This window comes from Anditalea andensis (assembly GCF_000714815.1).
Classification (GTDB): domain Bacteria; phylum Bacteroidota; class Bacteroidia; order Cytophagales; family Cyclobacteriaceae; genus Anditalea; species Anditalea andensis.
Genome location: NZ_JMIH01000014.1, coordinates 350,731 through 373,752, shown reverse-complemented (window position 1 = coordinate 373,752; position 23,022 = coordinate 350,731). Strand labels below are relative to the sequence as shown.

At 39.1% G+C, this 23,022-nt stretch carries 22 protein-coding genes; 14 read left to right on the top strand and 8 right to left on the bottom strand.

The window, feature by feature from the left end; genetic code table 11:
• Window positions 1-94: 94 nt before the first annotated feature.
• Window positions 95-1,309, top strand: a complete 1,215-nt coding sequence (locus EL17_RS05225) for an arginine deiminase (RefSeq protein WP_035071113.1) — start codon at window positions 95-97, stop codon at window positions 1,307-1,309.
• Window positions 1,310-1,344: 35 nt separating this feature from the next.
• On the opposite strand, the gene EL17_RS05220 is transcribed toward EL17_RS05225, so the two are convergent.
• Window positions 1,345-4,116, bottom strand: a complete 2,772-nt coding sequence (locus EL17_RS05220; protein WP_035071111.1) for a putative LPS assembly protein LptD — start codon at window positions 4,114-4,116, stop codon at window positions 1,345-1,347.
• Window positions 4,117-4,178: 62 nt separating this feature from the next.
• Between EL17_RS05220 and EL17_RS05215 the strand changes: the two genes are divergently transcribed.
• The 3 genes from EL17_RS05215 to EL17_RS05205 all read left to right on the top strand — a co-directional run bounded on the left by EL17_RS05215 (window position 4,179) and on the right by EL17_RS05205 (window position 7,703).
• Window positions 4,179-4,979, top strand: a complete 801-nt coding sequence (locus EL17_RS05215) for an N-acetylmuramoyl-L-alanine amidase family protein (RefSeq protein WP_035071110.1) — start codon at window positions 4,179-4,181, stop codon at window positions 4,977-4,979.
• A 172-nt stretch (window positions 4,980-5,151) separates the two neighbouring features.
• The gene (locus tag EL17_RS05210; RefSeq protein WP_035071108.1) at window positions 5,152-6,780 is read left to right on the top strand and encodes an acyl-CoA carboxylase subunit beta; all 1,629 of its coding nucleotides are present in this window, start codon (window positions 5,152-5,154) and stop codon (window positions 6,778-6,780) included.
• Between the two features lie 83 nt (window positions 6,781-6,863).
• Window positions 6,864-7,703 carry a transglutaminase-like domain-containing protein gene (locus tag EL17_RS05205; RefSeq protein ID WP_035071106.1) on the top strand — a complete coding sequence of 280 codons (840 nt, stop codon included), beginning with the start codon at window positions 6,864-6,866 and terminating at the stop codon, window positions 7,701-7,703.
• Here EL17_RS05205 and EL17_RS05200 read toward each other — a convergent pair.
• Window positions 7,696-8,277 (bottom strand): thioredoxin-like domain-containing protein, encoded by a 582-nt coding sequence (locus tag EL17_RS05200; RefSeq protein ID WP_035071104.1) that lies wholly within the window; start codon window positions 8,275-8,277, stop codon window positions 7,696-7,698. The genes EL17_RS05205 and EL17_RS05200 overlap by 8 nt on opposite strands.
• A 17-nt stretch (window positions 8,278-8,294) precedes the next feature.
• Window positions 8,295-8,924: a 4'-phosphopantetheinyl transferase family protein gene (locus EL17_RS05195; RefSeq protein WP_035071102.1), complete on the bottom strand. Its 630-nt coding sequence runs from the start codon at window positions 8,922-8,924 to the stop codon at window positions 8,295-8,297.
• A gap of 44 nt (window positions 8,925-8,968) precedes the next feature.
• On the opposite strand from EL17_RS05195, the gene EL17_RS05190 reads away from it, so the two are divergent.
• The 5 genes from EL17_RS05190 (at window position 8,969) to EL17_RS05170 (ending at window position 12,830) form a co-directional block, all read left to right on the top strand.
• Window positions 8,969-9,895 carry a WD40 repeat domain-containing protein gene (locus tag EL17_RS05190; protein ID WP_035071100.1) on the top strand — a complete coding sequence of 309 codons (927 nt, stop codon included), beginning with the start codon at window positions 8,969-8,971 and terminating at the stop codon, window positions 9,893-9,895.
• A gap of 161 nt (window positions 9,896-10,056) precedes the next feature.
• Window positions 10,057-11,010 (top strand): DivIVA domain-containing protein, encoded by a 954-nt coding sequence (locus tag EL17_RS22530; RefSeq protein WP_051719815.1) that lies wholly within the window; start codon window positions 10,057-10,059, stop codon window positions 11,008-11,010.
• The gene (gene folB, locus EL17_RS05180) at window positions 11,010-11,375 is read left to right on the top strand and encodes a dihydroneopterin aldolase (RefSeq protein WP_035071098.1); all 366 of its coding nucleotides are present in this window, start codon (window positions 11,010-11,012) and stop codon (window positions 11,373-11,375) included. The genes EL17_RS22530 and folB overlap by 1 nt, the downstream gene beginning before the upstream one ends.
• Window positions 11,368-12,228, top strand: a complete 861-nt coding sequence (locus EL17_RS05175) for a ChaN family lipoprotein (protein ID WP_035071096.1) — start codon at window positions 11,368-11,370, stop codon at window positions 12,226-12,228. Before folB ends, EL17_RS05175 begins: the two co-directional genes overlap by 8 nt.
• 140 nt (window positions 12,229-12,368) lie before the next feature.
• Window positions 12,369-12,830 carry a DUF4268 domain-containing protein gene (locus EL17_RS05170; protein WP_035071094.1) on the top strand — a complete coding sequence of 154 codons (462 nt, stop codon included), beginning with the start codon at window positions 12,369-12,371 and terminating at the stop codon, window positions 12,828-12,830.
• A gap of 74 nt (window positions 12,831-12,904) precedes the next feature.
• Here EL17_RS05170 and EL17_RS05165 read toward each other — a convergent pair whose 3' ends face one another.
• On the bottom strand, window positions 12,905-13,225 hold the full coding sequence (locus EL17_RS05165) for a HesB/IscA family protein (protein ID WP_051719862.1): 321 nt from the start codon (window positions 13,223-13,225) through the stop codon (window positions 12,905-12,907).
• A gap of 112 nt (window positions 13,226-13,337) precedes the next feature.
• On the opposite strand from EL17_RS05165, the gene EL17_RS05160 reads away from it, so the two are divergent.
• The 5 genes from EL17_RS05160 (at window position 13,338) to EL17_RS05140 (ending at window position 16,131) form a co-directional block, all read left to right on the top strand.
• The gene (locus EL17_RS05160) at window positions 13,338-13,859 is read left to right on the top strand and encodes a DUF7935 family protein (protein ID WP_035071092.1); all 522 of its coding nucleotides are present in this window, start codon (window positions 13,338-13,340) and stop codon (window positions 13,857-13,859) included.
• A gap of 10 nt (window positions 13,860-13,869) precedes the next feature.
• On the top strand, window positions 13,870-14,289 hold the full coding sequence (locus EL17_RS05155) for a YkvA family protein (RefSeq protein ID WP_035071090.1): 420 nt from the start codon (window positions 13,870-13,872) through the stop codon (window positions 14,287-14,289).
• 229 nt (window positions 14,290-14,518) lie between these two features.
• Entirely contained in the window at window positions 14,519-15,238 is a 720-nt protein-coding gene (locus EL17_RS05150; protein WP_035072085.1) for an NAD-dependent epimerase/dehydratase family protein, read from the top strand.
• Between the two features lie 3 nt (window positions 15,239-15,241).
• Window positions 15,242-15,694 (top strand): D-aminoacyl-tRNA deacylase, encoded by a 453-nt coding sequence (gene dtd, locus EL17_RS05145; protein WP_035071088.1) that lies wholly within the window; start codon window positions 15,242-15,244, stop codon window positions 15,692-15,694.
• A 110-nt stretch (window positions 15,695-15,804) separates the two neighbouring features.
• A complete protein-coding gene (locus tag EL17_RS05140) occupies window positions 15,805-16,131 on the top strand; it encodes a nucleotide pyrophosphohydrolase (RefSeq protein WP_035071084.1) in 327 nt (108 codons plus the stop codon).
• 165 nt (window positions 16,132-16,296) lie between these two features.
• Here EL17_RS05140 and EL17_RS05135 read toward each other — a convergent pair whose 3' ends face one another.
• From EL17_RS05135 to EL17_RS05120, 4 genes are all read right to left on the bottom strand, one after another.
• Window positions 16,297-17,007 carry a 2-phosphosulfolactate phosphatase gene (locus tag EL17_RS05135; protein ID WP_035072083.1) on the bottom strand — a complete coding sequence of 237 codons (711 nt, stop codon included), beginning with the start codon at window positions 17,005-17,007 and terminating at the stop codon, window positions 16,297-16,299.
• Between the two features lie 183 nt (window positions 17,008-17,190).
• Window positions 17,191-18,288, bottom strand: a complete 1,098-nt coding sequence (gene gcvT / locus EL17_RS05130) for a glycine cleavage system aminomethyltransferase GcvT (RefSeq protein ID WP_035071081.1) — start codon at window positions 18,286-18,288, stop codon at window positions 17,191-17,193.
• A 124-nt stretch (window positions 18,289-18,412) separates the two neighbouring features.
• Entirely contained in the window at window positions 18,413-19,774 is a 1,362-nt protein-coding gene (locus EL17_RS05125) for a RagB/SusD family nutrient uptake outer membrane protein (RefSeq protein ID WP_035071078.1), read from the bottom strand.
• 2 nt (window positions 19,775-19,776) lie between these two features.
• On the bottom strand, window positions 19,777-22,866 hold the full coding sequence (locus tag EL17_RS05120) for a SusC/RagA family TonB-linked outer membrane protein (protein WP_035071074.1): 3,090 nt from the start codon (window positions 22,864-22,866) through the stop codon (window positions 19,777-19,779).
• Window positions 22,867-23,022: the final 156 nt, after the last annotated feature.

The following is a 23,022-nucleotide window of genomic DNA, read 5'->3' as shown; positions in this document are numbered from 1 at the left end:
AGGCTGAAGAAAAATAGATGATTTTTGAAAAATAATTAAATATTTGATTAAATTGTTGCGATATGTTTAACATTAAGCAGCTATTTTTATCGATATGAATTTAAGAATTAACTCTGAATATGGTTCTTTAAAGGCGGTTTTGATGCACCGTCCCGGAAAAGAAATAGACCGGTTAACGCCATATAACAAGGATTTTTTATTGTTTGAAGATGTGCCATATTTAGAAGCTATGCAAAAAGAGCATGATGTGTTCGCTTCTGTTATAAAAGAAAGTACAGGTGCCCAAGTTTTTTATTTAAGGGAGTTGCTTATTCAGACACTATCCAATACTGACGTACTCATAAAGTTAATGAATGCAGCATTGTCAAGGTCTGGTTTTTCCCATCTAACTGAGCACATACTGGGCAGGTTGTCTACAGCGGAATGTGCCACTGCTCTTACAGCAGGAGTTAAAGTCCATGAGCTTAGACGGAAATTTCCAAATTTACCATCCAAAGAACTCTTGGATTATGCATTTATCATTCCTCCATGCCCAAATCTTTATTTTCAGAGAGATCCCATGGCGCTCACTCCTGGAGGGGTAGTGTTTTCCAGTATGAGGATGGAGGGGAGGCAGCGGGAAGCTGATCTGGTGAGGATGATTTTTGAAAACCATCCCGACTTTAAAGAGCAGGTAAATCAGCTTTATCCTGTATTGGGCCATGATAATCCCCCAAGTATAGAAGGAGGAGATGTTATCGTACTTTCAAAAAAAGCGGTGGCTATAGGCAATTCTGAACGCACTGATGAAAAGGCGATCTATCATGTGGCAAAGGCACTCTTGGCGGAGGGGTCCGTGGAGCGGGTATATGAAGTTCATTTACCGGAAAAGAGACAGTTTATGCATTTGGATACGGTGTTTACCGTTTTAGACGAAAACCTGGTATTGACCTATCCTGATGCTATGAATGCTGTGCTTCAGACCTCTCTATATACCCTTAAGGAAAAAAACGGGGATAAAGTACATATCCAGAGGCAGGTATTAAAAGAGTCTTTATTGACTGTACTGCAAAAAGAAATTCCCTACCTGGATATTTTGCACACTGCAGATGGCAATCCTGATTATGCCATGCGTGAACAGTGGTTTGATGGGGCCAATGTCTTTGCCATCGGCCCCAGGAGAGTAGTATCCTATAACAGAAACAAGCATACAAATACCGCATTAAGGAACTTGGGTGTAGAAGTACTTGAGATACCCTCTTCAGAACTCTCCCGTGGACTGGGAGGCCCCAGGTGCATGACCATGCCGCTTAGCCGGGCAAAAATTTAGTTATTTATGAATTTGTTTTAACTAATTGTAATCGATTATCTGAACGCATCGAAGAAGCTTCTTCTTCTTGATACTTTAAGATCCTGCAGGATAGAAGATTTTACTCGGATGTCTATATTATAAGAGGTGAACCTGCCAAAGGGTATCCAGTTTACATTCATCTGCCAGCAGTGGAGGTCCCTGGCTATGCCGATCATGGACTGTGTGATCTGCCCGGAAGACACATCATATCCTGTGTTAAAATTGATCTTCCATTTTTCTGAAAAACTTACATCACCGGATACGTTCATAGCCTGGGATACATTTGTAACACCAGTATTTTGAGATTTATTGTAGTTCAGGTTATAGCCGAATGTAAGGTTCCATGGGATGTCCCAGTCTATATATCTACTAGGATCGGCTACGATCCTGTCTATTTCGTTCTGGACAAATTCATTCATCTGCCCCCCCTGAGCCATAAAATCATTGGTAAGATCGTCTCTAACTTCTCCTGGGCTCCTTTCGGTCCTACTTGGATTTATGCTTCCATTAATGTTCAATGTGGCATTTCTGATCGTACCTATACCCTGTCCGTTATTCCAGGCAAAATTATTCACCCGTCTCCGCATGACCTGCTCTTGTGTATTGGTATAGGTGACTTCCGCATATGGGTCCAGTGTAGTCGAAATAAAGATGCTAAGCTTTTGTTCAAAAAATGATGTTCTGGTGTTGAAATTAATAGGTGCCAGATTAAACGAATCTGCAGCAAAGTTATAATTGGTGGCGATGTTCAAAGTCTGCAACAGCGGGATTTTTTTGGTTTCAGGAGTTTCACCATCGTCACGGTCCCTTCCTCTAACTTTTGCTTCCACTACGTTTCTTACGGAAATGTTCATAGCCCTGGATTCTCCTAGAGGAGCCCCACCGAAGATAAAACCTTGGTATCTGCTGTAAAACTGGCGATTGCCACGTGCATCTGACTGAACCTGCTGATAAAAGCCAAACCTGGGATCAGAAAAATCCGGACTATAGCTAAATCCTATAGTAGGTTGGACGTGATGTCTTATAGCTTCTATTCTTCCTCCTTTTCTGAAGGTATAAAACCCGTATATATTTGTAGAAAGATTGAAAGAAGAGTTATAAAATCCTGCTCTGTTAAAGCCGTCCGACCTGATCTGGTCTACCTGACCTCTTTCTTCATTATAGAAGTAATCTATCCTGTTCAGGTACCACAGTTCTGTGTAGTTAAAAGCAGCTGTTCCGGTAAAGTATCTGAAAAGCGTAAAGTTAGATGAGATAGGAACGGTATGCCTAAATCCATTATCTGCTTCTCTTAAGAGTTGTGGAAGATTGGCAAAGGTAAAAGGGAGTACATTAGGCGCTTGGGGATTAAACTCATCCTGAAGGAATTGATTTTGTACACCCAATGGGCTAGTGATAGCATTATCTATAGAATTCTGGGCATTAAAGTTCCAGGCAATGTTAAGGGTTTTAAGTGGTTCCCAATTTACATTCCGAAAAGGGTTTTGCCTGTTCATGTTGACAGCTATATCCGGCAAAACGAGCCTTACCTGGTCTGTTTGTATATTTTGGGAATGCCTCAGGTTGGCAGACATGCTGAAAGGAGTCCCCTGAAATGTTTTACTGTAAGAAACATTGGATGTGAATTCTGCATTGATATTTCGGGCAAAGTTTACGGGGTTGACCACCGCATTGTTATAAGTAGTAGTACCAGCGTTCACAGAGGCTGAAAATCTGGATGTTCCTCTTGATTCAGGGGTATGCTGCCACCTGACCCAGAATTCATTGTAATCCACTTGTGTCTGTTCTGTTTCCGGACTTTGAAACCGCTGATAATCTAGATTAAATCCTCCACTGTACCGGTATCTTTTTCTATAAAGTGTTCCTATTTTGGTACCATATCCTCCCTTGGAAAAAACCTCACCGGTCACTCTGGTATGTATGTAATCGTTAAAAGCAAAGTAATAACCAAAATCTCGTAGGAAAAAACCCCTGATCTGTTCTTCTCCATAAGAAGGGAATAATATACCAGAAGCTTTTTCTTGCTTATCCGGTAAAAATCCAAATGGAAGCCCCAAAGGTGTGGGTATATTATTAAAATAAAGATTGAAGGGTCCTGTAATGACATGTTTGCCCCTCACTGATTTAATCTTTCCGGCAGATATATGCCAATGGGGTTCAGCCAGATCACATGTGGTGTAAAATCCATTGGCGAGATATACACTGCCGTCATCATCCTTCTTTACCGTCTGTCCGCGCAAAAAACCTTCATCCTGTTCTGTGACTACATCGGTAATGATAGCCTTCTGGGTTCTGAAGTTATAGCGCATTTCCTTACGGATCTCATAGGTGCTCGGTCCTTCTTTAAAGATGGGATTTCCCTGTATGGCACCGAGAGAATCCACTATACCGGAGGCAAACAACTCACTTTTTTCCCAATCGATAACAATGTAATCAGCATCCAAGCGTATATTTCCGTACTCAAACCAAGCATCGTTATACAAGAAAACTTTGTTTTGGGTGAAATCAGAAACGATGCTGTCTTCTGCAAAATAATTGATAGTCGTCTGAATATCCCCTTTAGGCACAACGTTTGAGGTGTCAGCAGTCGGGGGGATAGTGTCTGGTGCTGGTATGGGTATACTGTCAGGCCATGCTGGCTGCCTAAGTAAATTCGGGTTGATGACAGTATCCGGTGCCGTGACACGTTGTTCAGGGGGTCTTTGCCCTCTTCGCTGGCCAAACGTATCAGTGTCAAGCAGAAAGAATAGCGTCAAGGAAAGAAAAACGAGCCTAATAATTTGCACCGACTATTTCTATTTAATCAAAAATTTATAATTTTTGCGTAAAGTTAATGTTATTACCCTACATGGAACGATCACTGCTTAAAAATATTCTAATAATTTCTATTCTTACTTTGGCTTTTCTTTTTACCGGATTTTCTTCTACCGGGGAGAGGGCGCCAGAATTTCGGCTCAAACGCATCATCATAGACGCAGGACATGGTGGAAAGGATCCCGGAACTATAGGAGCGGTGTCTAGGGAAAAAGACATAGCTCTCAAAATAGCCTTACAAGTAGGTAGATATATAGAGGAAAACCTAAAAGGTGTGGAAGTCATCTATACCCGTAAGACAGATGTATTCATAGAACTGAAAGAAAGAGCAAACATTGCCAACCGTAACAAAGCTGATCTTTTTATCTCCATCCACTGCAATGCCACTGGAAATAAAGGAGTTTCAGGAACGGAGACATTTGTGATGGGGAACAAGAATTTTGAAAGTAATTTTGATATTGTAAAAAGGGAAAATTCTGTTATTTTATTGGAAGATGATTTTGAGGAAAATTATGAAGGTTTTGATCCCAAATCTCCAGAATCCTATATGATGTTTAACCTGATGCAGAAAGCTTATTTTTCCAATAGCCTATCTTTGGCTCAGAAGATCGAAGATGATTTTACTACCAGGGTAAACAGGAAAAGTAGAGGGGTGAAACAGGCTCCGTTTTATGTACTATGGACTACCAGCATGCCCAGCGTTTTGATAGAGACCGGTTTCCTTTCTAATAGTACTGAAGAACAGTATCTCAACAGTAAAAATGGTCAGACCTATCTAGCTTCCGCTATTTATAGATCTATCAAAGCTTATAAAGAAGAAATAGAGTCTATGTAAACATCTATAAAGTTAAGCATATAGGTTTTTGACATGTAAACAGGTGCTTTGATATTTAGTATTCCTTTTTTTTGGTTTTTCACTAAATGTGTGCCTGTTAATTTTTTATGTTTTTGAAATATGCCTAAATGGGTATATTTTAGCATATGAACAATAAACCCAAATATAGTCAATGGACCTAGAATTCAATAAGAACGACGATCTCAATAAACAGCTCCTGTATCAGTTACAAAAAAAGCTGACTAAAGTAAAGCTGGGAGGAGGGGAAAAAAGAATAGCCAAAGAACACGCAAAAGGAAAGCTTACTGTCAGAGAAAGGGTATCATACTTACTGGATGAGGAGGGTGATTTTCTGGAGATAGGGGCATTTGCAGCTGATGGAATGTACGAAGCAGATGGAGGATGCCCTTCTGCAGGCGTGGTAACAGGGATAGGATATGTCAGCGGAAGAATGTGTGTAATCGTGGCAAATGATGCTACCGTAAAAGCCGGCGCCTGGTTTCCCATGACTGCAAAGAAAAACCTAAGGGCCCAGGAAATCGCTATGGAAAATAGGCTTCCTATAATTTATTTAGTGGATAGTGCCGGCGTATTTTTACCCATGCAGAATGAAATATTTCCTGATAAAGAACATTTTGGCAGACAGTTTAGAAATAATGCAAAAATGTCCTCTATGGGCATCGTACAGGTAGCTGCCATAATGGGCAGCTGTGTGGCAGGCGGTGCTTATCTCCCCATCATGTCTGATGAAGCCATGATCGTGGATAAGACAGGGTCCATTTTTTTGGCAGGGTCATACTTGGTGAAAGCGGCTATCGGAGAAACAGTAGATAATGAAACACTGGGAGGGGCTACCACCCATTGCGAAATATCCGGAGTTACAGATAATAAATATCCTAACGATCAGGAATGCCTTGACGCTATTAAAAAAATATTTTCCAAAATAGGAGATCCCGAGCATGCCGGATTTAATCGTATAAAACCTGTCAAGCCCAAGCTGGATGAAAAAGAAATCTATGGGGTTTTTCCTGCTGATAGGGTAAAGCCATATGATATGAAAGATATTATTGGCCGTCTGGTTGATAATTCTGAATTCGAGGAGTATAAAGAATCTTATGGTAAAACGCTGCTTTGCGGTACAGCGAGGATAGATGGATGGGCTATAGGCATAGTGGCCAATCAGCGTAAGATCGTCAAAAACAAAAAAGGTGAAATGCAAATGGGCGGAGTGATCTATTCCGATTCTGCAGATAAAGCAGCCAGATTTATCATGAACTGTAATCAACGGAAAATCCCCCTCCTTTTCATTCATGACGTAAGTGGCTTTATGGTAGGAAGTGCTGCTGAGCACGGCGGCATCATTAAGGACGGAGCCAAAATGGTCAATGCTATGGCCAACTCCGTAGTGCCAAAATTTACTGTTATCATCGGTAACTCCTATGGAGCAGGTAACTATGCCATGTGTGGAAAAGCTTACGATCCAAGATTGATTTTTAGTTGGCCATCAGCCCAGATGGCGGTGATGAGTGGGGCATCGGCAGCAAAGACCCTTCTTCAGATTAAAATAGCCTCTCTGAAAAAGAACGGCCAAGAGATCACAGCAGAAGACGAAGAGGTATTGCTCAATGAAATTAAAGACAAATATAACGAAGAATTAAGTCCTTACTACGCAGCATCCCGCATGTGGGTGGATGGCGTCATAGATCCATTGGAAACCAGGAAGATAGTGAGTATGGGGATAGAGGCAGCCAATCATGCCCCAATTACCGAAAAATTTAATGTAGGTATAATCCAAACCTAACCATATCAAAATTAGTTTATAGACTAAGTGCTGTACAGGATCTTTTCATTTGTAACAAGTGCTTTTTTTAAACGAACGCTGAAATGGATAAACTGACGGATAGGGAACTGCATGCCCTGGTATCTTTATTGGATGATACGGATAAAGAAATTAAAGAGCATGTGAGGGATAGGATCATATCATTTGGTAATGATATAATTCCTTTTCTGGAAAAGAAATGGGAGGACAGTTTTAATCCTACCCTACAAAAGGAAATTGAAGAACTGGTCCATGAACTTCAGTTTGCATTATTAAAAGATCGATTGGTTCAATGGAAAAACAGTGAGGACCGGGACTTACTTACCGGACTTTGGATCCTGAATACCTATCAATATCCTGACTTGGAATTTGACAAACTAAACGGGGACATGCATCAAATCTATTTTGATGTATGGACCGCTTATAAAAATGACCTGCAGCCTTATGATCAGGTCAGGATCATTAATAACGTGATTTTTAACCAGCTAAAATTTTCTGCCAATACCAAGAATTTTCATTCTCCGGGAAACAGCATGCTGAGCAATGTTATCGCTTCCAAGAAAGGCAATCCGATTACGCTTTGTTCCATATATTTGCTGGTTTCCCAAAAATTGGGACTTCCTATATTCGGCGTAAACCTGCCTAATCTATTTGTTTTAACTTACAAATCTGAAGAGAATTTTTTCTATATAAATGCATTTAATAAAGGTCTAATTTTCAGCAGATCTGATATTAATAATTATTTGGAGCATCTGAAGATTTCTCCCAAAAATGAGTTCTTCGAACCTTGTTCCAATTATGACATTGTGCTGAGAATGCTCAGGAATCTAGTGGTGGCGTATGAGAGGATTTCTGATGTCGAAAAAGCTGAAGAAATAAAAGAGCTTTTGGCATTGATCAGTTGATTCCCCTTATATTACAACCTACCGCTCTGGTACTGGCTGGGCTAGGACTGCTCCGCTTAAGGATTTGCGTTAGGGCACTTTCAAGGTATCTTTGGCTGACGCTTGATGGCACCTGAGGATTGTTATCAATGGCCCCTTGGTATACTATATTATATCCAGTAGGGCCTCCTGTTATAATGACTACTTCGGGAAGTTTCATGGCATTGACAGCTCTAGTCACCTTCAAATCAGGGTCTTTAAGATAGGGCAGATTTATGTTCTTTTCACGGTTACGTCCCCTTATGGCTTCTTCGGATTCATCTTCTTCGGATCCAATATGAGGATTGATTAATGCAAATTCAAAATCACCTGAAAATTTTGTATGAAGAGCACTGATTCTTTCTTCGTATAATTTGGAGAAAGGACAGCTATTGGATGTAAAGATTAATACCACTGCTTTTTTGTGGCTATGGGCGTCTAAGCTGAATACTTGGTTTGTGAGTATATCTGTCAGCTGGAAACTTTCTATACGCTGGGCTAGAAGCGTAGAACCCGTTATAATGGAAAGGAATATGATCAGGGTAATGTTTTTCATACAGTCTATATTTTATGCTACCAAATAGTGTAGCTTAATACTACATCATTTTCTACTTCCACCTGAACCTGGTAGTGGTGGTCTATATGTTCCGATCCATATATTTTACCATGGACTACATGATCATCTTTGGTGAATGGCTGCAGCAAAATGTTTTGCCTTAGGCTGATGCCCTTTTTACCTTGACATTTAAATATAGATTCCTTTACAGACCATGCTATGGTATAAAGTAAATGGTCATTGTTTAAAAATTCTATTTCGGCTGGATCTAAAAATTTAGGCCCTAATCTTATGACTTTATCCCTGACAAAGTCAAGATCTATACCCACCGGCATGTCTCTGTGAAATATAGCTGCCGCCAATCCCAAAGTATGGGTTAGGGAAACATAGCCATAATCATTCATAGAATGTGATTTTCCATGTTCATCTTTAAAAAATCCAGGATAAGGTAAAGAAATGCAGTCCAATGCTTCTTTAATAGCTAATCTGGCACCTTTCCATTCCTGTTTTTTATCAGCATGACTGATGTTGGCATAGGAAAGCTTTTCTCTAAAACTTAAAAAATCCAGCACCTCATCTTCGATGCCATGAATATTCTTAATGGCCAAAGCAGAGAAAGCACTTATTTTTTCTATTTTTGTTTGCATACGCCCATACGTAGTTTAATAATTATGATATCGAATTGCAATATATGCCAAATATTCAAGTAAATAAACTACATACCTTGACCGGCCATAATGATGCCATCTATGCTTTAGCAGAGTATAAAGGAACAGGGTTTTTTTATACGGGAGCGGCAGATGGGATGGTAGTAGAATGGAACCTAGATCAACCCCAAGACGGTAGGTTAATAGCAAGACTTAATCATTCCGTGTACGCTTTATATGTGGATTCAGCTAGAGGTTGGTTGTTTATAGGTCATAATAATGAAGGAATACATGTGATAGATCTCACCACTAAGAAGGAAATCTGGAATATCAAAATTACCTCAGAAGCCATTTTTGATATCAAAGAATGGGGCGGGTTTTTATATGCCGGGACCGGAGATGGTGTTGTCGTAGTAGTGGATATAGCGGAACGCTCCATAGTAAAACATTTAAAACTATCTGAGAAAAGTGTACGTGTCATGGCGCTTCATCCGTTTAAAGATGAAATGGCCATAGGACTAAGTGACCATTCGATTAAGGTTTTTTCGCTTAATGATTTTCTTCCAATAGCGAATTTAAACGGGCATACCAATTCAGTATTTGCCCTGGATTTTGCTCCAGATGGGGTTCATCTGGTCAGCGGAGGGAGGGATGCCCAATTAAAAATATGGGACACGAACGGATATTCCTTCAAAGAAAATATAGCGGCTCATTTATTTGCAGTCAATTATATATCCTTCAAAAAGGATGGGAAGTTTTTCGTCACCTGTAGCATGGATAAATCCATAAAGCTTTGGGATGCTGAGACTTTTCGTTTGCAGAAGGTGATTGATAAAGGAAGGCATGCAGGTCACGGCACCTCAGTAAATAAGTTGGTATGGAGTGATCATAGTGACAAAGTGATTGCTGTGAGTGATGACCGGACCATTTCTATCTGGGATTTTGATATCAAAGACATCATTGGCCTGTGATTTGGATAAGCAGTTAATCGGTTTGTATTAATGTAAAATAAAGGAGAAAAATGGAAGAGCCATCATCCTTTGTATGGGTCCCCTGAGAAGTAGATGATCCATTTGCTGCCTTTGTAGAAAGGTCCAATTTAAATAAAAAAAGATAACAAAAATATTTTCATATGAACATCACACCATTAGAAATCCGTCAAAAAACCTTTGAAAAGCATTTTCGGGGTTATGATAAAGATGAAGTTACCTCGTTCTTGGCCACGCTTTCTAAGGAGTGGGAAAAGCTGATGGATGAAAAAAAAGAACTTCAAATAAAATTGGACAATGCAGAGAAAGAAGCGTCAAAACTCAAGGAAGTAGAGTCTTCCCTCTATAGAACACTTAAAGCAGCAGAGGATACAGGAGCCAGCATAATAGAACAGGCCACGGCCACGGGTGATCAGATACTAAAAGAATCACAGACAGATGCTGCTTTAATACAAAGTGATGCCAAACAAAGGTCTCAGAATATGATAGAGGTAGCTGAGAATAAGGCAAAAGAGATTATGAGTAACCTGAAAAGGGATCTAGAGGAACTTATAGGTAATTATGAAAATTTGGTCCAGCAAAGGAAAAAATTAATTTCTAACTTAAAGGATTTGGCCAGTACTACCTTCTCTTCTGTAGATGATGCAGAAAAAGCATTCCATTTGATAGATATAAAGTCACATACGGAACTTTTAGAAGACCTCAGTGAAGGGGGGAGTTTAGAAAAACTGGTAGAAGAAAAATTTCAGGAAGCAGGAGCTGGTATACAACAGGAACCTGTAGATACAGGGAATCCAACATCCTCTGATGTAATCATTATAGATCATACGAACAAGCCTGAATATGATAAAAACAACGGTAATCAGACAGAGGATGATAAAAAAAGGGTAAAGGAAGAACCTACTTCGGATACTCATCTATCAGATGAACCTACTGCCGAGGAGGAAAAAGAGGCTGCTATCAAGGAAGCAGAAAAACAGTTTAAAGTTCATGAATCCAAGCCTAGTTATTTTGACGAGAGGTCAAGAAGCGCGATGACTAGACCATCTACAGAGAAAAAGAATCAATCAGGTTCTTTCTTTGACCAATTTGAATAATGGGAAGGGTATCGCTTGAGGGGATAGAATTTCATGCCTATCATGGGGTGTATTCGGAAGAGAAAAAACTGGGCAATAGATTTACAGTAGACATACATGTATATAGTGATTTTAAAAGAGCGATGCTTTATGATGAGCTTAAATCTACAGTAGATTATGCAGCACTGTATAATATAGCCAAGTCCCATATGCAGGAACCCGTGAAGCTTTTGGAACACCTGGCTCATCTTATGGTGCAGGATATTCTGAAAGCTTACCCAGAAGTCAGGACGGTAGAGATCATTATCAAAAAACACAATCCTGCACTAGGTGGTGTAGTGAACTACTCAGTCATTAAAGTAGCTTACCCTGAAGATTATGCGTAGAATACTGTATATATTCTTATCTTTTTTTCTATGGTCGGAAGCTATGGCCCAATTGGTGCCGTACAGAATCTTTACAAAAGAAGGAGAGGAAGTAGCGTTTGAAGCAATTTCAACAGCTGCATCTAACCATGAAGTAATATTGTTCGGAGAACTCCATAATAACAGTATGGTTCACTGGTTTCAGTTACAATTGCTTAAGAATTTGATTGATGTAAATGTCAATTTGATATTGGGAGGGGAGTTTTTTGAAACTGATGACCAGTTAAATATTGATGAATGGTTTAGCGGTAAGATAACTGATAAAAGCTTTGAAGCAGAGGCTAAATTGTGGAAGAACTATAAACAGGATTACCGTCCATTGATGATGTTTGCTATGGGACGTGATGTACCTTTTGTAGCTACTAACATACCTCGTAAATACGCTTCTGCTGTAAGTAGAGAAGGGATGGATATATTGGATACTTTCTCCGAAGAGGCTAAGCGATACATAGCGCCACTGCCCATAGTAGTAGATAAAGAGCTTCCTGGGTATGCTGCTATGGCTAATATGATGCATGGCAGCAGTATGGAGCCAGATCATATGATAGAAGCTCAGGCTATCAAAGATGCTACAATGGCCCATTCGATATTGAAAAATTTGCCTTCTGAAGGCTTATTCCTTCACATAAACGGTGCCTATCATTCCAATGATTATGAAGGTATAGCTTGGTACCTTCGGCATTATGATCCAGAAATCAAAGTTATGACCATCACAGCTGTGGAGCAGGAAGATATTCAGTCATTAGATGAAGCATCTTTTCATAAGGCGGATTTTATCATTTTGCTCCCAGTAGATAGTCCTAAGAGCTATTGACTTGGTTAATGTTTATTAAGCTTTTAATATATAGAAATCTGAGTGATGCAATGATCTTAATGAAAAATAATGACAAAAAATGTCAACTCTTGATTTTTCATCTTTTTTAACTTTATCACCCGATTCATACAAAAATTTTCATGTATAAAAAATCAGAAATCACCCAAACCAAACACGAATTCTGGACTGCTTTCGGAGCTTATATGAAACCTGTGCCATCTGCCGAAGGGTATCGGGTGAACTGGCAGAACTATAAGACAGGGGTAAAGCAGTTGTTTTTTAGGATGAAGGCGGAGAGGGACTTTACATCTATAGGTATAGAACTGAACCATCAGGATTTGGATATACAGGAACTACAATATGAACAACTTTTATTGTTCAAAAAGTTACTGCATACTACTATAGGGGAGGAATGGGTTTGGGAATTTGCCCAGCCGGACAGTTATGGAAGGCCTATATCCAAAGCAGAGAAAGTATTAGCCGGAACCAATGTTATGAATAGGGAAGACTGGCCTGCTATTATCTCTTTCCTTAAACCTAGGATCATAGCTTTGGATGAGTTTTGGAGCAATGTGAAATATGGCTTTGAAGATTTAAAATAAGGACTGGGATAAATTTTTTTGACTCCTAGTGTTACATTTAAATCTTTTTGTTAAAAAAGTTTTCCTGGTACTATTTATTCTACTACATCGTGCCTTTTGGGCAATCCCGGATTTACAAATGTAAATCCCCTTGTATCATTTCCATCATAGAAATCTACCTGCATACCCATTAGGAACATGACATGTTTTTTTTCGATCAGCACAGGGATCTCTTCTATCTCAAACTGTTGGTCGCCCTCCTTAGGCTTGTCAAACCCTAATGCATATGACATTCCGCCGCAACCTCCTCCCTTTACGCCTACACGGAGGGAATAGTCTTGAGGTATGTTTTTGTTTGCCATGATGTTTTTGATTTCTATCAGTGCAGCAGGAGTAATTTCTATAGGGATGATCATATGTTTCAAATATCTTTTTGATATAGATGGTTCAAAATTATACATAAATAAAAACGGGGCATAGTTTTATTGGTCTATATTATTTAAGATATTCGAAAAAAATATTTGAGGTATGGAATACTTTGTAGAGCTATTGAGGATAATACTACCGGCTGGTCTGGTCCTTTATGGGATGTATATCATTGCGGTATCATTTTTGAAGAAGGACCGAGAAGGAAAGCTTATAGAGCTTAAAACAAAAAACACAGACACGGTGTTGCCTATTAGGTTACAGGCAGGAGAGCGTATCTGTTTATTGTTAGAGCGTATCACACCGAATAACCTGGTAAGGCGCGTAAATGATGGATCCTATTCTGCCAGAGAATTACACCAGGTATTGTTAACTGAGGTGAGGGAAGAATTTAACCATAATCTATCCCAACAGCTTTATTTCTCTGACGAAACATGGGATGCTGTGCGGAAGGCGGTGGAAGATGTTATCACCATGATTAACAGGGCTTCTCAAGATCTAAATCAAGAGGCAAGGGGTATAGATCTGGCCAAAAGGATCTTCCAACTATCATTGGAACAAAAAATGGACAGCATAACCCGTGCATTAAAAATGGTAAAATCTGAAATAAGAATATACTTTTAATAAATCATATATGGCAACTATAAAAGTTACTGCAAATACCTATTTTCAAAAAGCTAAAATTTTATTTGAAGATAAAGCTCGGTCAATATCTCAGAGCAATACCAAATTGAATATACTGCTACAAAACGTATCTGAGAAACTGCACAAATTTGCCGAAAATCCACAGGTCAGGGAAATGACTGAACATGTGGAGGTGCTATATAGAATGGTTAAAGCACATATTAACGGCACCTATCAAGGCCTGTCCAGCAGATCGGTGGGTATGATTGTATTAGGATTGGTATATTTTATTACTCCTGTAGATTTAATCCCTGACTTTATTCCCTTTATAGGTTATGTAGATGATATGTCCGTACTGATAGCGGTAGGCAAAAGTTTACAGACCGATATACTCAAATTTAGAGTTTGGGAAAATACTTCAGCTATGTAAAGAATAATATATTGAATGCATGAAGAGATGAGACTGAGCTATGATTTGTAAAGGTTAATCGGTATAACATGACCCAATGGCAATATAAAAAGATTTTTTAAGGCCTTTGAAGTTTTATTTCTTTGGGGTGGTGGTATCCTTAGCTTTAATCAGTTTAGATTTATTAGATGTAAAAAGCGATTGTGATCTACGAATAATTACATTAGCATTTATCCTTTACCCGAAATTTATGAAGAAAATAGCCATCGTAGCTGGAGGATCTGGATTGGTAGGCATGCAGCTGCTTCACCAATTATTCCAAGAGCAGGCTTATGATGTAGTAATAGCAGTAGGAAGAAGAGAATTGGCTTTGAAGCATGGAAAATTGGTGCAGGTAAAAGTGGATTTTGAAACGATTCAGAACGTAGATTTAGAAGATAAATTGAGAGAAAATGATTTTGGAGGAAGAAACCACTCATTGATCTCTAGCCTAAATTCAAAAATTTTTGCTATACATGCATTTTGCACCATGGGCACTACCATCAAAAAAGCCGGAAGTAAAGAAATGTTTGAAAAAATAGACCATGATTATGTTATAAATTATGCAAAATGGGTCAGGGCTTTGGGTGCTACTAAATTTTTATTTGTGAGTGCTATTGGTGCTGATCAGCAGGCTTCTTTTTTTTATAATAAAGTAAAAGGGAAAACTGAAGCGCATCTTAAACAGATTGATTTTACATATTTAGGAATATTACAACCATCATTATTATTAGGAAATCGAAAAGAGGTGAGGATAGGTGAGGATATCGGTAAAATACTGGGCAGGATTATCACTTCTTTTGGCCTGCTAAAAAAATATAAGCCCATACCGGACTACAAAGTAGCTAAAGCGATGATATTTCATGCACTTGAAAAGAATGAACTCCGGCTGGAATACATTCCATCCATGGCAATGCAAGATTTCGATTGACATATGATAGCAGTAATCCAACGGGCCTCAAAAGCAGAAGTAGAAATAAATGGGTCAGAAAGAAGATCCATAGGTAAAGGCTTGGTGATACTATTGGGTATAGAAGAGGCCGATACAGATGAAGATGTGGGTTGGCTTAGTAAAAAAATTATCAACTTGAGAATATTTCCCGATTGCAGCGGGGTGATGAATGAAAGCGTCCTAGACCAACAGGGGGAAATCTTGCTGATCAGCCAATTTACCCTACATGCCAGCACTAAAAAAGGTAACAGACCATCTTACATCAAAGCGGCAAAGTCAGAAACTGCCATACCCATGTATGAGAAAATGATAAAAGCACTAAGTGCCGGAATAAAACAGAAGATCACTACGGGGCAATTTGGAGCTGATATGCAGGTGTCCTTAACCAATGATGGGCCAGTAACCATTATCATTGACAGTAAAAATAAAATATGATTTTTTATAATGAATGATGTATGATTATATTGAATATCTTAATAAATCAAAAATCAATTTTTTAAATACTATCTTATAATCTGATCAGTAATCTCAAATCATAAATCAGGATGACAATAAAAGAAGCTCAACAAAAAGTGGACGAATGGATCAGGACAATCGGTGTCAGGTATTTCAATGAATTGACCAATATGACCATTCTTACGGAAGAGGTAGGAGAGATGGCCAGGATTATGGCTAGAAAATATGGAGAACAATCATTTAAAGAAAGTGACCAAGGTCATGACCTTGGTGATGAAATGGCCGATGTCCTTTGGGTTTTAATATGCTTGGCCAATCAGACAGGGGTGGACCTTACCAAAGCTCTAGAGAAAAATTTTGAGAAAAAAAACATCAGGGACAAGGACAGGCATAAGGACAATGAAAAGTTAAAATAATGGTTTTACATACATGACCTATGAAAGCCATCAAAATAATGTTTGCTTAATTGGTAAAGTATACTTTATGGGGCTTTCGGGAATTATGCACACTGATTTTATAACTCGGTCTTACTTTATCATTAGGGAGTTTTGAGGCATAATTCGTTATTTATTAGAAATAAATTATTTATTTTTGACAAGCTCCCCATCCACGACTTTTACTACTATATTATAAATATCCATAGTCAAGCAAAAATCAATATCAGCTTCTATGTTGTGATTTTGTAATCTTTTTGCGTGGGAAGCTTGCTGGAGAAAAGCAGTAAGATCATGTTTATTTTGGAGATAAAGTGACCGTGTAGCTATGGCACTATCACAATCATAGTCATGGCTTTCTGATAGTCCATCTACCAATGCTCCTGCATAAAGACTGTCCTCTAGGTTAAATTTGCCTTTCCATCCGGCACAATGAATCAAGATGTCATTACCTTGGGTTTGAAGGTAATGGACTGTGGATTTCAAATTGATAAAAGCCCCTACCAATATTTCAGATGATCCTTTTCTGGATTTTTCTATGGTCAAAGTGCCATTGGTAGTGGTCATGGCTATTTTTTTTTCTGAATAGGCACCGTTTAAATAACTTAAAGGAGAATTTCCCAATTCAAATCCTTCAGCGGTTTGTCCGTTTCTTTCTCCAGCTATTATATATCCATGATCAGACATGGCCCGGCATTCTTCCAAACTAGACAGAGGGAGGATACTTTTTACATCATTGGCAAATGCAGTGACCATGGTGGTAGTGGCCCTGAATATATCCACTACTACTACTATCTTATCCTTTAGGTCATATAGATGTATCAGTTCCGGTGAAAGACAGACTTCTATTTTTTTCATGGACATTTTATGGTTTGATTTTTATATTTTTCCAGACCGCATAGGTATAAAAATAGCTTCCGAATAAACAGAAGCTATTTTATTGTGGAATATATATTGATTTTAGTATGTTTGTGGCAGGAAATGTTAGGCTTAATTTTTCACCACACCTATTACCACTATCTGCCAAATTCCGACTTAGCCTTAATCGATTAATAGAGGCAATTTCTTCACCATTGCCTGTATGTTTTTCCTTCTGACAGAGATGGCGATATAAGTGCCAGGGACGGCATATTTTGTTTCCACATAACCTAAGCCTATACCTATTCCCATAGTAGGGGAAATGGTACCGGAAGTTACCTCCCCGATTATTTCCCCTTCTGTGTTTACTATAGGGTAATGCGCCCGGGCGATACCTTTTTCTGCTAAGACAAAACCTACCAATTTGCGCTGGACTCCTTCTTCTTTCTGCTTTTTCAGGTTTTCACTATTGATAAAATTTTTAGTGAATTTAGTGATCCATCCTAGACCTGCTTCCAATGGAGATGTAGTGTCATTGATATCATTACCATAGAGGCAGTATCCCATTTCGAGCCTTAAAGTATCTCTTGCTCCAAGGCCTATAGGTTTAATGTCATAATCTTTGCCTGCATCAAAAATGGCATTCCAGACTTTTTCAGCTTCTTCATTTTTTACATATAGTTCAAATCCCCCAGCTCCAGTGTAACCTGTAGCTGAGATGATCACATCAGAGACCCCAGCAAAAGCCGCTACTGCAAAATGGTAAAATTTAATTTCTCCGAGATCTATTTCAGTCAAAGGTTGGATTGCATCTTTCGCTTTGGGTCCTTGAACTGCAAATAAAGAAATGCCATCAGATATATTCTCTAACTCAGCTCCAAAATTTTCATTGTGCTTGTTGATCCACATCCAGTCTTTTTCGATATTGGATGCATTTACTACCAACATATAATTTTCCTCACCAAGCTTATATACGATAAGATCATCTACTATTCCTCCCTCTTCATTGGGTAGACAGGAATATTGGGCCTGGCCCTCTACTAAATTGGAAGCATCATTTGAACAGACATATTGGATAAGGTCAAGGGCTTTGGGTCCTTTGATCAAAAACTCTCCCATATGGGAAACATCAAAAACGCCTACACTTTCTCTTACTGCCTTGTGTTCTTCCAGATCTGAAGTATATCTTACAGGCATATTATAACCGGCAAAAGGCACCATCTTACCGCCCAATTGCTCATGAACATCATTTAATTGTATCTTCTTGGTCGTGTATTCCATATTTGGGTTAAAGTTTAAGCATAAAAATACAAATGTAACAAATGCGTGCCAACTAAGCGATACTGCGCATAAAAAAAGACTATCTCAAGCAAGATAGTCTTTAATGGCAATATTAAGATGTGGTTTAATAACCAGGATTTTGTATTAGATTATTGTTTACTTCCATTTCCTGAAACGGAATAGGCCACACTACTCTAAATGCTTCAGCAGGGAGGAAAAGATCTGCTGCAAGTCCAAATCTTTTTAAATCTGAAAATCGATGACCTTCAAATGCAAATTCAAATCTTCTCTGTATTAGTATTTCGGTAAGAGCATCTTCAGTGGTAGGGATGTCCGTTAGCAGCAAAGGGGCTAACCTAGCCCTTGATCTGATTACATTTATATCGTTTACAATAGATACCGTAGTCAGTCCTAATAGACCTCCAATACGCGCATTGGCCTCAGCTCTGATCAGATACATTTCTGCCAATCTGATAAGTGGAACATGGTCGTCATTAGTAGCTGAACGGAAATATTTGAACACCCTCAGTCTATCCTCTTGAAGGACAGAAGCAGCAAACCGGGTGTCACCTTCTTCAGCCGATTCGGCAAACAGATTAAAAAAGGCTGGTCTCAAATAAAATTTCTGACCTCCAGTAGCTGGGTCAGAGGATATTGCCAGTAGACTTTGATCCCCATCTACATTAGTAAAACTCAACTCAAGTACCATTTCTGAATTTCCCTGTACAGTGAAAAGGTCTCTATAGTTGGTCTGTAAAGCATAATCTCCACTTTCGATAACTTCAGTAGCTTTTTGGGCAGCAAGGTCGTTTTGACCGGACTGTAAATAGACTCTAGCCAATAGGGCAGTAGCAGCCATTGGTTTAGCTCTATAGGGAGTCGAAGATATAGCTACAAGATTCTGCTCGGCAAACAGAAGTTCAGCGATGATAAAATCATATATTTCATCCACAGAAGCACGTCCTTGGAAATCGATGTTTTCAATCCTGTCGGTAAAGCTGGTGACCAAAGGTACCCCGTCAAATACCTTAACCAAGTCATAATAAACCAATGCCCTGACAAATCTGGCCTCAGCTTCAAATGCTATAAGCTGGTCAGGAGTGGCATCTATTAAATTTGGCAAAGAATATAAAACAAAATTTGCATTACGGATTACCTCATACATGGATTGCCAGGTATTCCTTATCTGCAGATTAGAGGGGTTTATTCTCCTAGCACTGACTTCTTGATCCGTATTAAAAGTACCTGAATGTTGAAGATTATCGGTATAGGTATCTTGATAATATAGGTATCTTAATCCGTAATAGTTATCGGACTGCATATCATCATACATTCCTTGTAGGGCTCTTTCTGCGTTTCTTGATGAAACTATGGCCCCTTCCACTGGTATTTGATTTACCGGTTCCTGATCTAATGTATCACAGGATATTCCTATAAGGAGTAATAATCCCGGTATGTATTTATATAAGTTATTAAATCTTTTCATAATTAAAATCCTACGTTTACACCGAAAGTAAAGGTTCTGGGCTGAGGGAAAGTATAGAAATCTACTCCAAGAGTAGTATTAGATGTTCCCGAAAAGTTTACTTCAGGATCAAATCCTGAATAGTTTGTGAAAGTTAGAAGATTTTGAGCCTGTGCATAAACTCTAATGCTTCTCATCTTTAATCTTTCCAATATCGGTTGTGGTAATCTGTATCCCAACACCAAATTTTTCACCCGCAGGTAGGAGCCATCTTCTATAAATCTGGTTGTATTGGCGTCATTGTTCCGATTAACAATATCTACTGTGGCTCTAGGTGTGCGTCCATCTCCGGGATTTTCTTCTGATCTCCATCTATTATTTACCGTCGCGCGATTGTTGTCATCAAAAAAATTGGCAAACATTCCTTCTTGGTAACTTCCAGCCGCATTCCAGATTTCATTACCATAAGAAAACTGCATAAATAACTGAAGGTCAAATCCCCGATAGTTCAAGGTATTAGTAAACCCACCAAAGAACAAAGGTTGAGCATTACCGATGATGGTGAAATCATCATCAGTAATGATTCCATCACCATTTATATCCCTGAAGTTCATGTCCCCTGCTTGTATTCCTACAGCTCTCCTGGAGTCAGGAACATCAGCTTCAGTGGCAAACACGCCATCTGCAATCAGTCCAAAGAAAGTACCAATAGGATATCCTTCTCTCAGGACCATAGAATTGCCTCCTAAACCATAAAAAGTGTCTTCATTTTGATACAGTTCGAGGATTTTATTTCTGTTAAAGGATAGATTGAGATCTGTTCTCCAGTTTAACCCACCGGGTCTGTCTATATTTACGGTAGAAATAGTAAATTCAAACCCACGGTTTTCTACAGATCCGACGTTAGATTGGTAGGATCCAAAACCACTCTGGGTAGGAATAGGTCTTGAAAATAACAAGTCGCTCGTTAACTTATAATAATAATCTGCTATCAGGGTCAATCTGCCATTAAATAATCCAATGTCCAAGCCTATGTCGGTTTGAGAAGTGGTTTCCCATTTTAGGTCAGGGTTTCCTAACTGGCTTGGGACCAATGAAGCTGTACCAAGATAGTTTCCTGATTCTACCAAACCTCTCCAGGCAAAGTTACCTATCTCTTGGTTACCTGTTAAGCCAAAGCTACCTCTTACCTTTAAATCTGAGATGGCGTCAGCATTTGCCATAAATCCTTCCTCATTAATCCTCCACCCGGCAGATACGGAGGGAAAATATCCCCATCTGTTATTAGGTCCAAATCTTGATGAAGCATCGGCTCTGAAAGATGCTGCCAATAAATATCTTTCATCATATGAATAATTTACCCTTCCAAAATAGGATTCAAGACCCCAGGAAACCAGGTTGTTATCTCCTTCATTCACTAATGAAGCTCCGCCTAGAAATCTAAAACGGTCATCAGGAAACTGGATCCCCCTGACAAAGGAGCTGGAAATTATATTTTCTTCACGGTTGTGACCAGCTACTAAACTGAGGCTGTGTACATCGTTCAAGGTAGTAGTATAGTCTACAAATGCCTCTGCTACCCATTTTATGGGATTGTTAGTTCCAAAAGAAGCTGATCCTCCCTCTGCTGTGGAGGAACTCCCTGGAAAATTATCAGGTGTATATCGTCTTTCTTGAAAGTTTAGGATGTCTGCTGCACCTCTTACATTTATATTTAATCCTTCGGCTAGGTTATAAGTTGCCAAAGCATTGGTGAAGATTCTAATAGACTGGTTGACATCATCATTTTCTGTTCCTTCTGCCACGGGATTGCTATAGAAAAACTGAGGCCTGGTGTACTGGCCCGCATCGTCATATACCGGCCATAGCGGAGAGGCAGCAAGTGAATTCGCAAATGGGCCATTTAAAGTATTATCAGAAACTATTCTGTTTTGTACGGCCCTGCTTATGCCACTGTTAAATGAAATTGATAATCTTTCATTAACCTGATGATCAAGGTTAAACCTCGTAGACATTCTGTTAAAACGGCTATTAATCACCGTGCCCTGTTGGTCAAAATAGTTTCCGGAAAGGTAGTATTTGGTCTTTTCATTTCCTCCGCTAAGGCTTATTTCATAATTTTGGATGGGAGCGGTACGGGTAACTTGATCAATCCAATTTGTATTTACTGTCTCATCAAAGGGAAGACCATTATAATACCACTCCAAAAGATCAGCATCTGTTACTTCCTGTCTGCTAATTTCAAAATCTTCAGCTACAAAATCGCCAATAGCATCGTTCATAAGGTCAAGATATCCTCTTCGATCCAGAAATTCAGGTTTCCTCCATAACTGCTGAAATCCGCCATATACATTGAAGTTTATCTGGGTAGTTTGGTTAGTACCACGTTTAGTAGTAATAAGGACTACGCCGTTTGCAGCTCTGGAGCCATATATTGCAGCAGCTGCTGCATCTTTCAAAACCTCCATAGACTCGATGTCAGAAGGGTTTAGATCGGCAAGAGCATTTGACGTCTGCCCACCAAATCCCAATTGGGATTGATCTCCGGTAGTCATAGGAACTCCATCAATTACATAAAGAGGCTGGTTGGAGGCAGAGATGGAAGACGCTCCTCTGACCCTTACGGAGATACCCGCACCTGGAGTTCCAGAATTTTGGGTGATCTGAACACCTGCTACACGTCCCTGAAGTGCCTGGTCTATACCCAAGGCAGGTACGTCTCTGATTACTTCGGCATTGACAGACCCTACGGAACCAGTCAGTTCCCTTCTTTCCACACTGCCATATCCTATTACTACTACTTCTCCAAGCGTTTTGGCATCGGTAGCCAGTGTTAGATTGATAGAGCTCCTATTTCCTACAGGGGCTTCCTGGGATAGAAAACCCACAAAGGAAAAGACCAATGTTTCTTGGTCACTTACCTGGATAGAATAATTACCATCTAAGTCTGTGATCGCACCCCGTGAGGTGCCTTTAACCCTTACGTTTACACCCGGTAGAGGAAGGTTATCCTCTCCTGATATTACCACGCCGGTTACCGTCCTTGTTTGGGCATAAACATCCACTGAAATCAGCAGTAGAAATGTTATTACCCCTAGTAAAATTTTTTTCATGTAAATAATGTAGAGTGATAAATTTTGAATATACAAATACAGGAGTGGTAAGTTTTCCTGCTAACAAATTTTTCAAAATTAACAAAAATTAACCTTTATTTAATAAGGTTGTATAAAAAATATAAATTTAACCTATTTTTTTAATATTGGTGTACT

Coding starts and splice junctions, on each gene's coding strand:
- EL17_RS05125 (WP_035071078.1), bottom strand. CDS start 19,774: ATGAAAAGATTTAATAACTTATATAAATACATACCGGGATTATTACTC.
- EL17_RS05210 (WP_035071108.1), top strand. CDS start 5,152: ATGGACCTAGAATTCAATAAGAACGACGATCTCAATAAACAGCTCCTG.
- EL17_RS05150 (WP_035072085.1), top strand. CDS start 14,519: ATGAAGAAAATAGCCATCGTAGCTGGAGGATCTGGATTGGTAGGCATG.
- EL17_RS05165 (WP_051719862.1), bottom strand. CDS start 13,225: ATGATCATCCCTATAGAAATTACTCCTGCTGCACTGATAGAAATCAAA.
- EL17_RS05170 (WP_035071094.1), top strand. CDS start 12,369: ATGTATAAAAAATCAGAAATCACCCAAACCAAACACGAATTCTGGACT.
- EL17_RS05175 (WP_035071096.1), top strand. CDS start 11,368: ATGCGTAGAATACTGTATATATTCTTATCTTTTTTTCTATGGTCGGAA.
- EL17_RS05215 (WP_035071110.1), top strand. CDS start 4,179: ATGGAACGATCACTGCTTAAAAATATTCTAATAATTTCTATTCTTACT.
- EL17_RS05205 (WP_035071106.1), top strand. CDS start 6,864: ATGGATAAACTGACGGATAGGGAACTGCATGCCCTGGTATCTTTATTG.
- EL17_RS05195 (WP_035071102.1), bottom strand. CDS start 8,924: ATGCAAACAAAAATAGAAAAAATAAGTGCTTTCTCTGCTTTGGCCATT.
- EL17_RS05160 (WP_035071092.1), top strand. CDS start 13,338: ATGGAATACTTTGTAGAGCTATTGAGGATAATACTACCGGCTGGTCTG.
- EL17_RS05200 (WP_035071104.1), bottom strand. CDS start 8,277: ATGAAAAACATTACCCTGATCATATTCCTTTCCATTATAACGGGTTCT.
- dtd (WP_035071088.1), top strand. CDS start 15,242: ATGATAGCAGTAATCCAACGGGCCTCAAAAGCAGAAGTAGAAATAAAT.
- gcvT (WP_035071081.1), bottom strand. CDS start 18,288: ATGGAATACACGACCAAGAAGATACAATTAAATGATGTTCATGAGCAA.
- EL17_RS05135 (WP_035072083.1), bottom strand. CDS start 17,007: ATGAAAAAAATAGAAGTCTGTCTTTCACCGGAACTGATACATCTATAT.
- EL17_RS05120 (WP_035071074.1), bottom strand. CDS start 22,866: ATGAAAAAAATTTTACTAGGGGTAATAACATTTCTACTGCTGATTTCA.
- EL17_RS22530 (WP_051719815.1), top strand. CDS start 10,057: ATGAACATCACACCATTAGAAATCCGTCAAAAAACCTTTGAAAAGCAT.
- EL17_RS05190 (WP_035071100.1), top strand. CDS start 8,969: ATGCCAAATATTCAAGTAAATAAACTACATACCTTGACCGGCCATAAT.
- EL17_RS05225 (WP_035071113.1), top strand. CDS start 95: ATGAATTTAAGAATTAACTCTGAATATGGTTCTTTAAAGGCGGTTTTG.
- folB (WP_035071098.1), top strand. CDS start 11,010: ATGGGAAGGGTATCGCTTGAGGGGATAGAATTTCATGCCTATCATGGG.
- EL17_RS05155 (WP_035071090.1), top strand. CDS start 13,870: ATGGCAACTATAAAAGTTACTGCAAATACCTATTTTCAAAAAGCTAAA.
- EL17_RS05140 (WP_035071084.1), top strand. CDS start 15,805: ATGACAATAAAAGAAGCTCAACAAAAAGTGGACGAATGGATCAGGACA.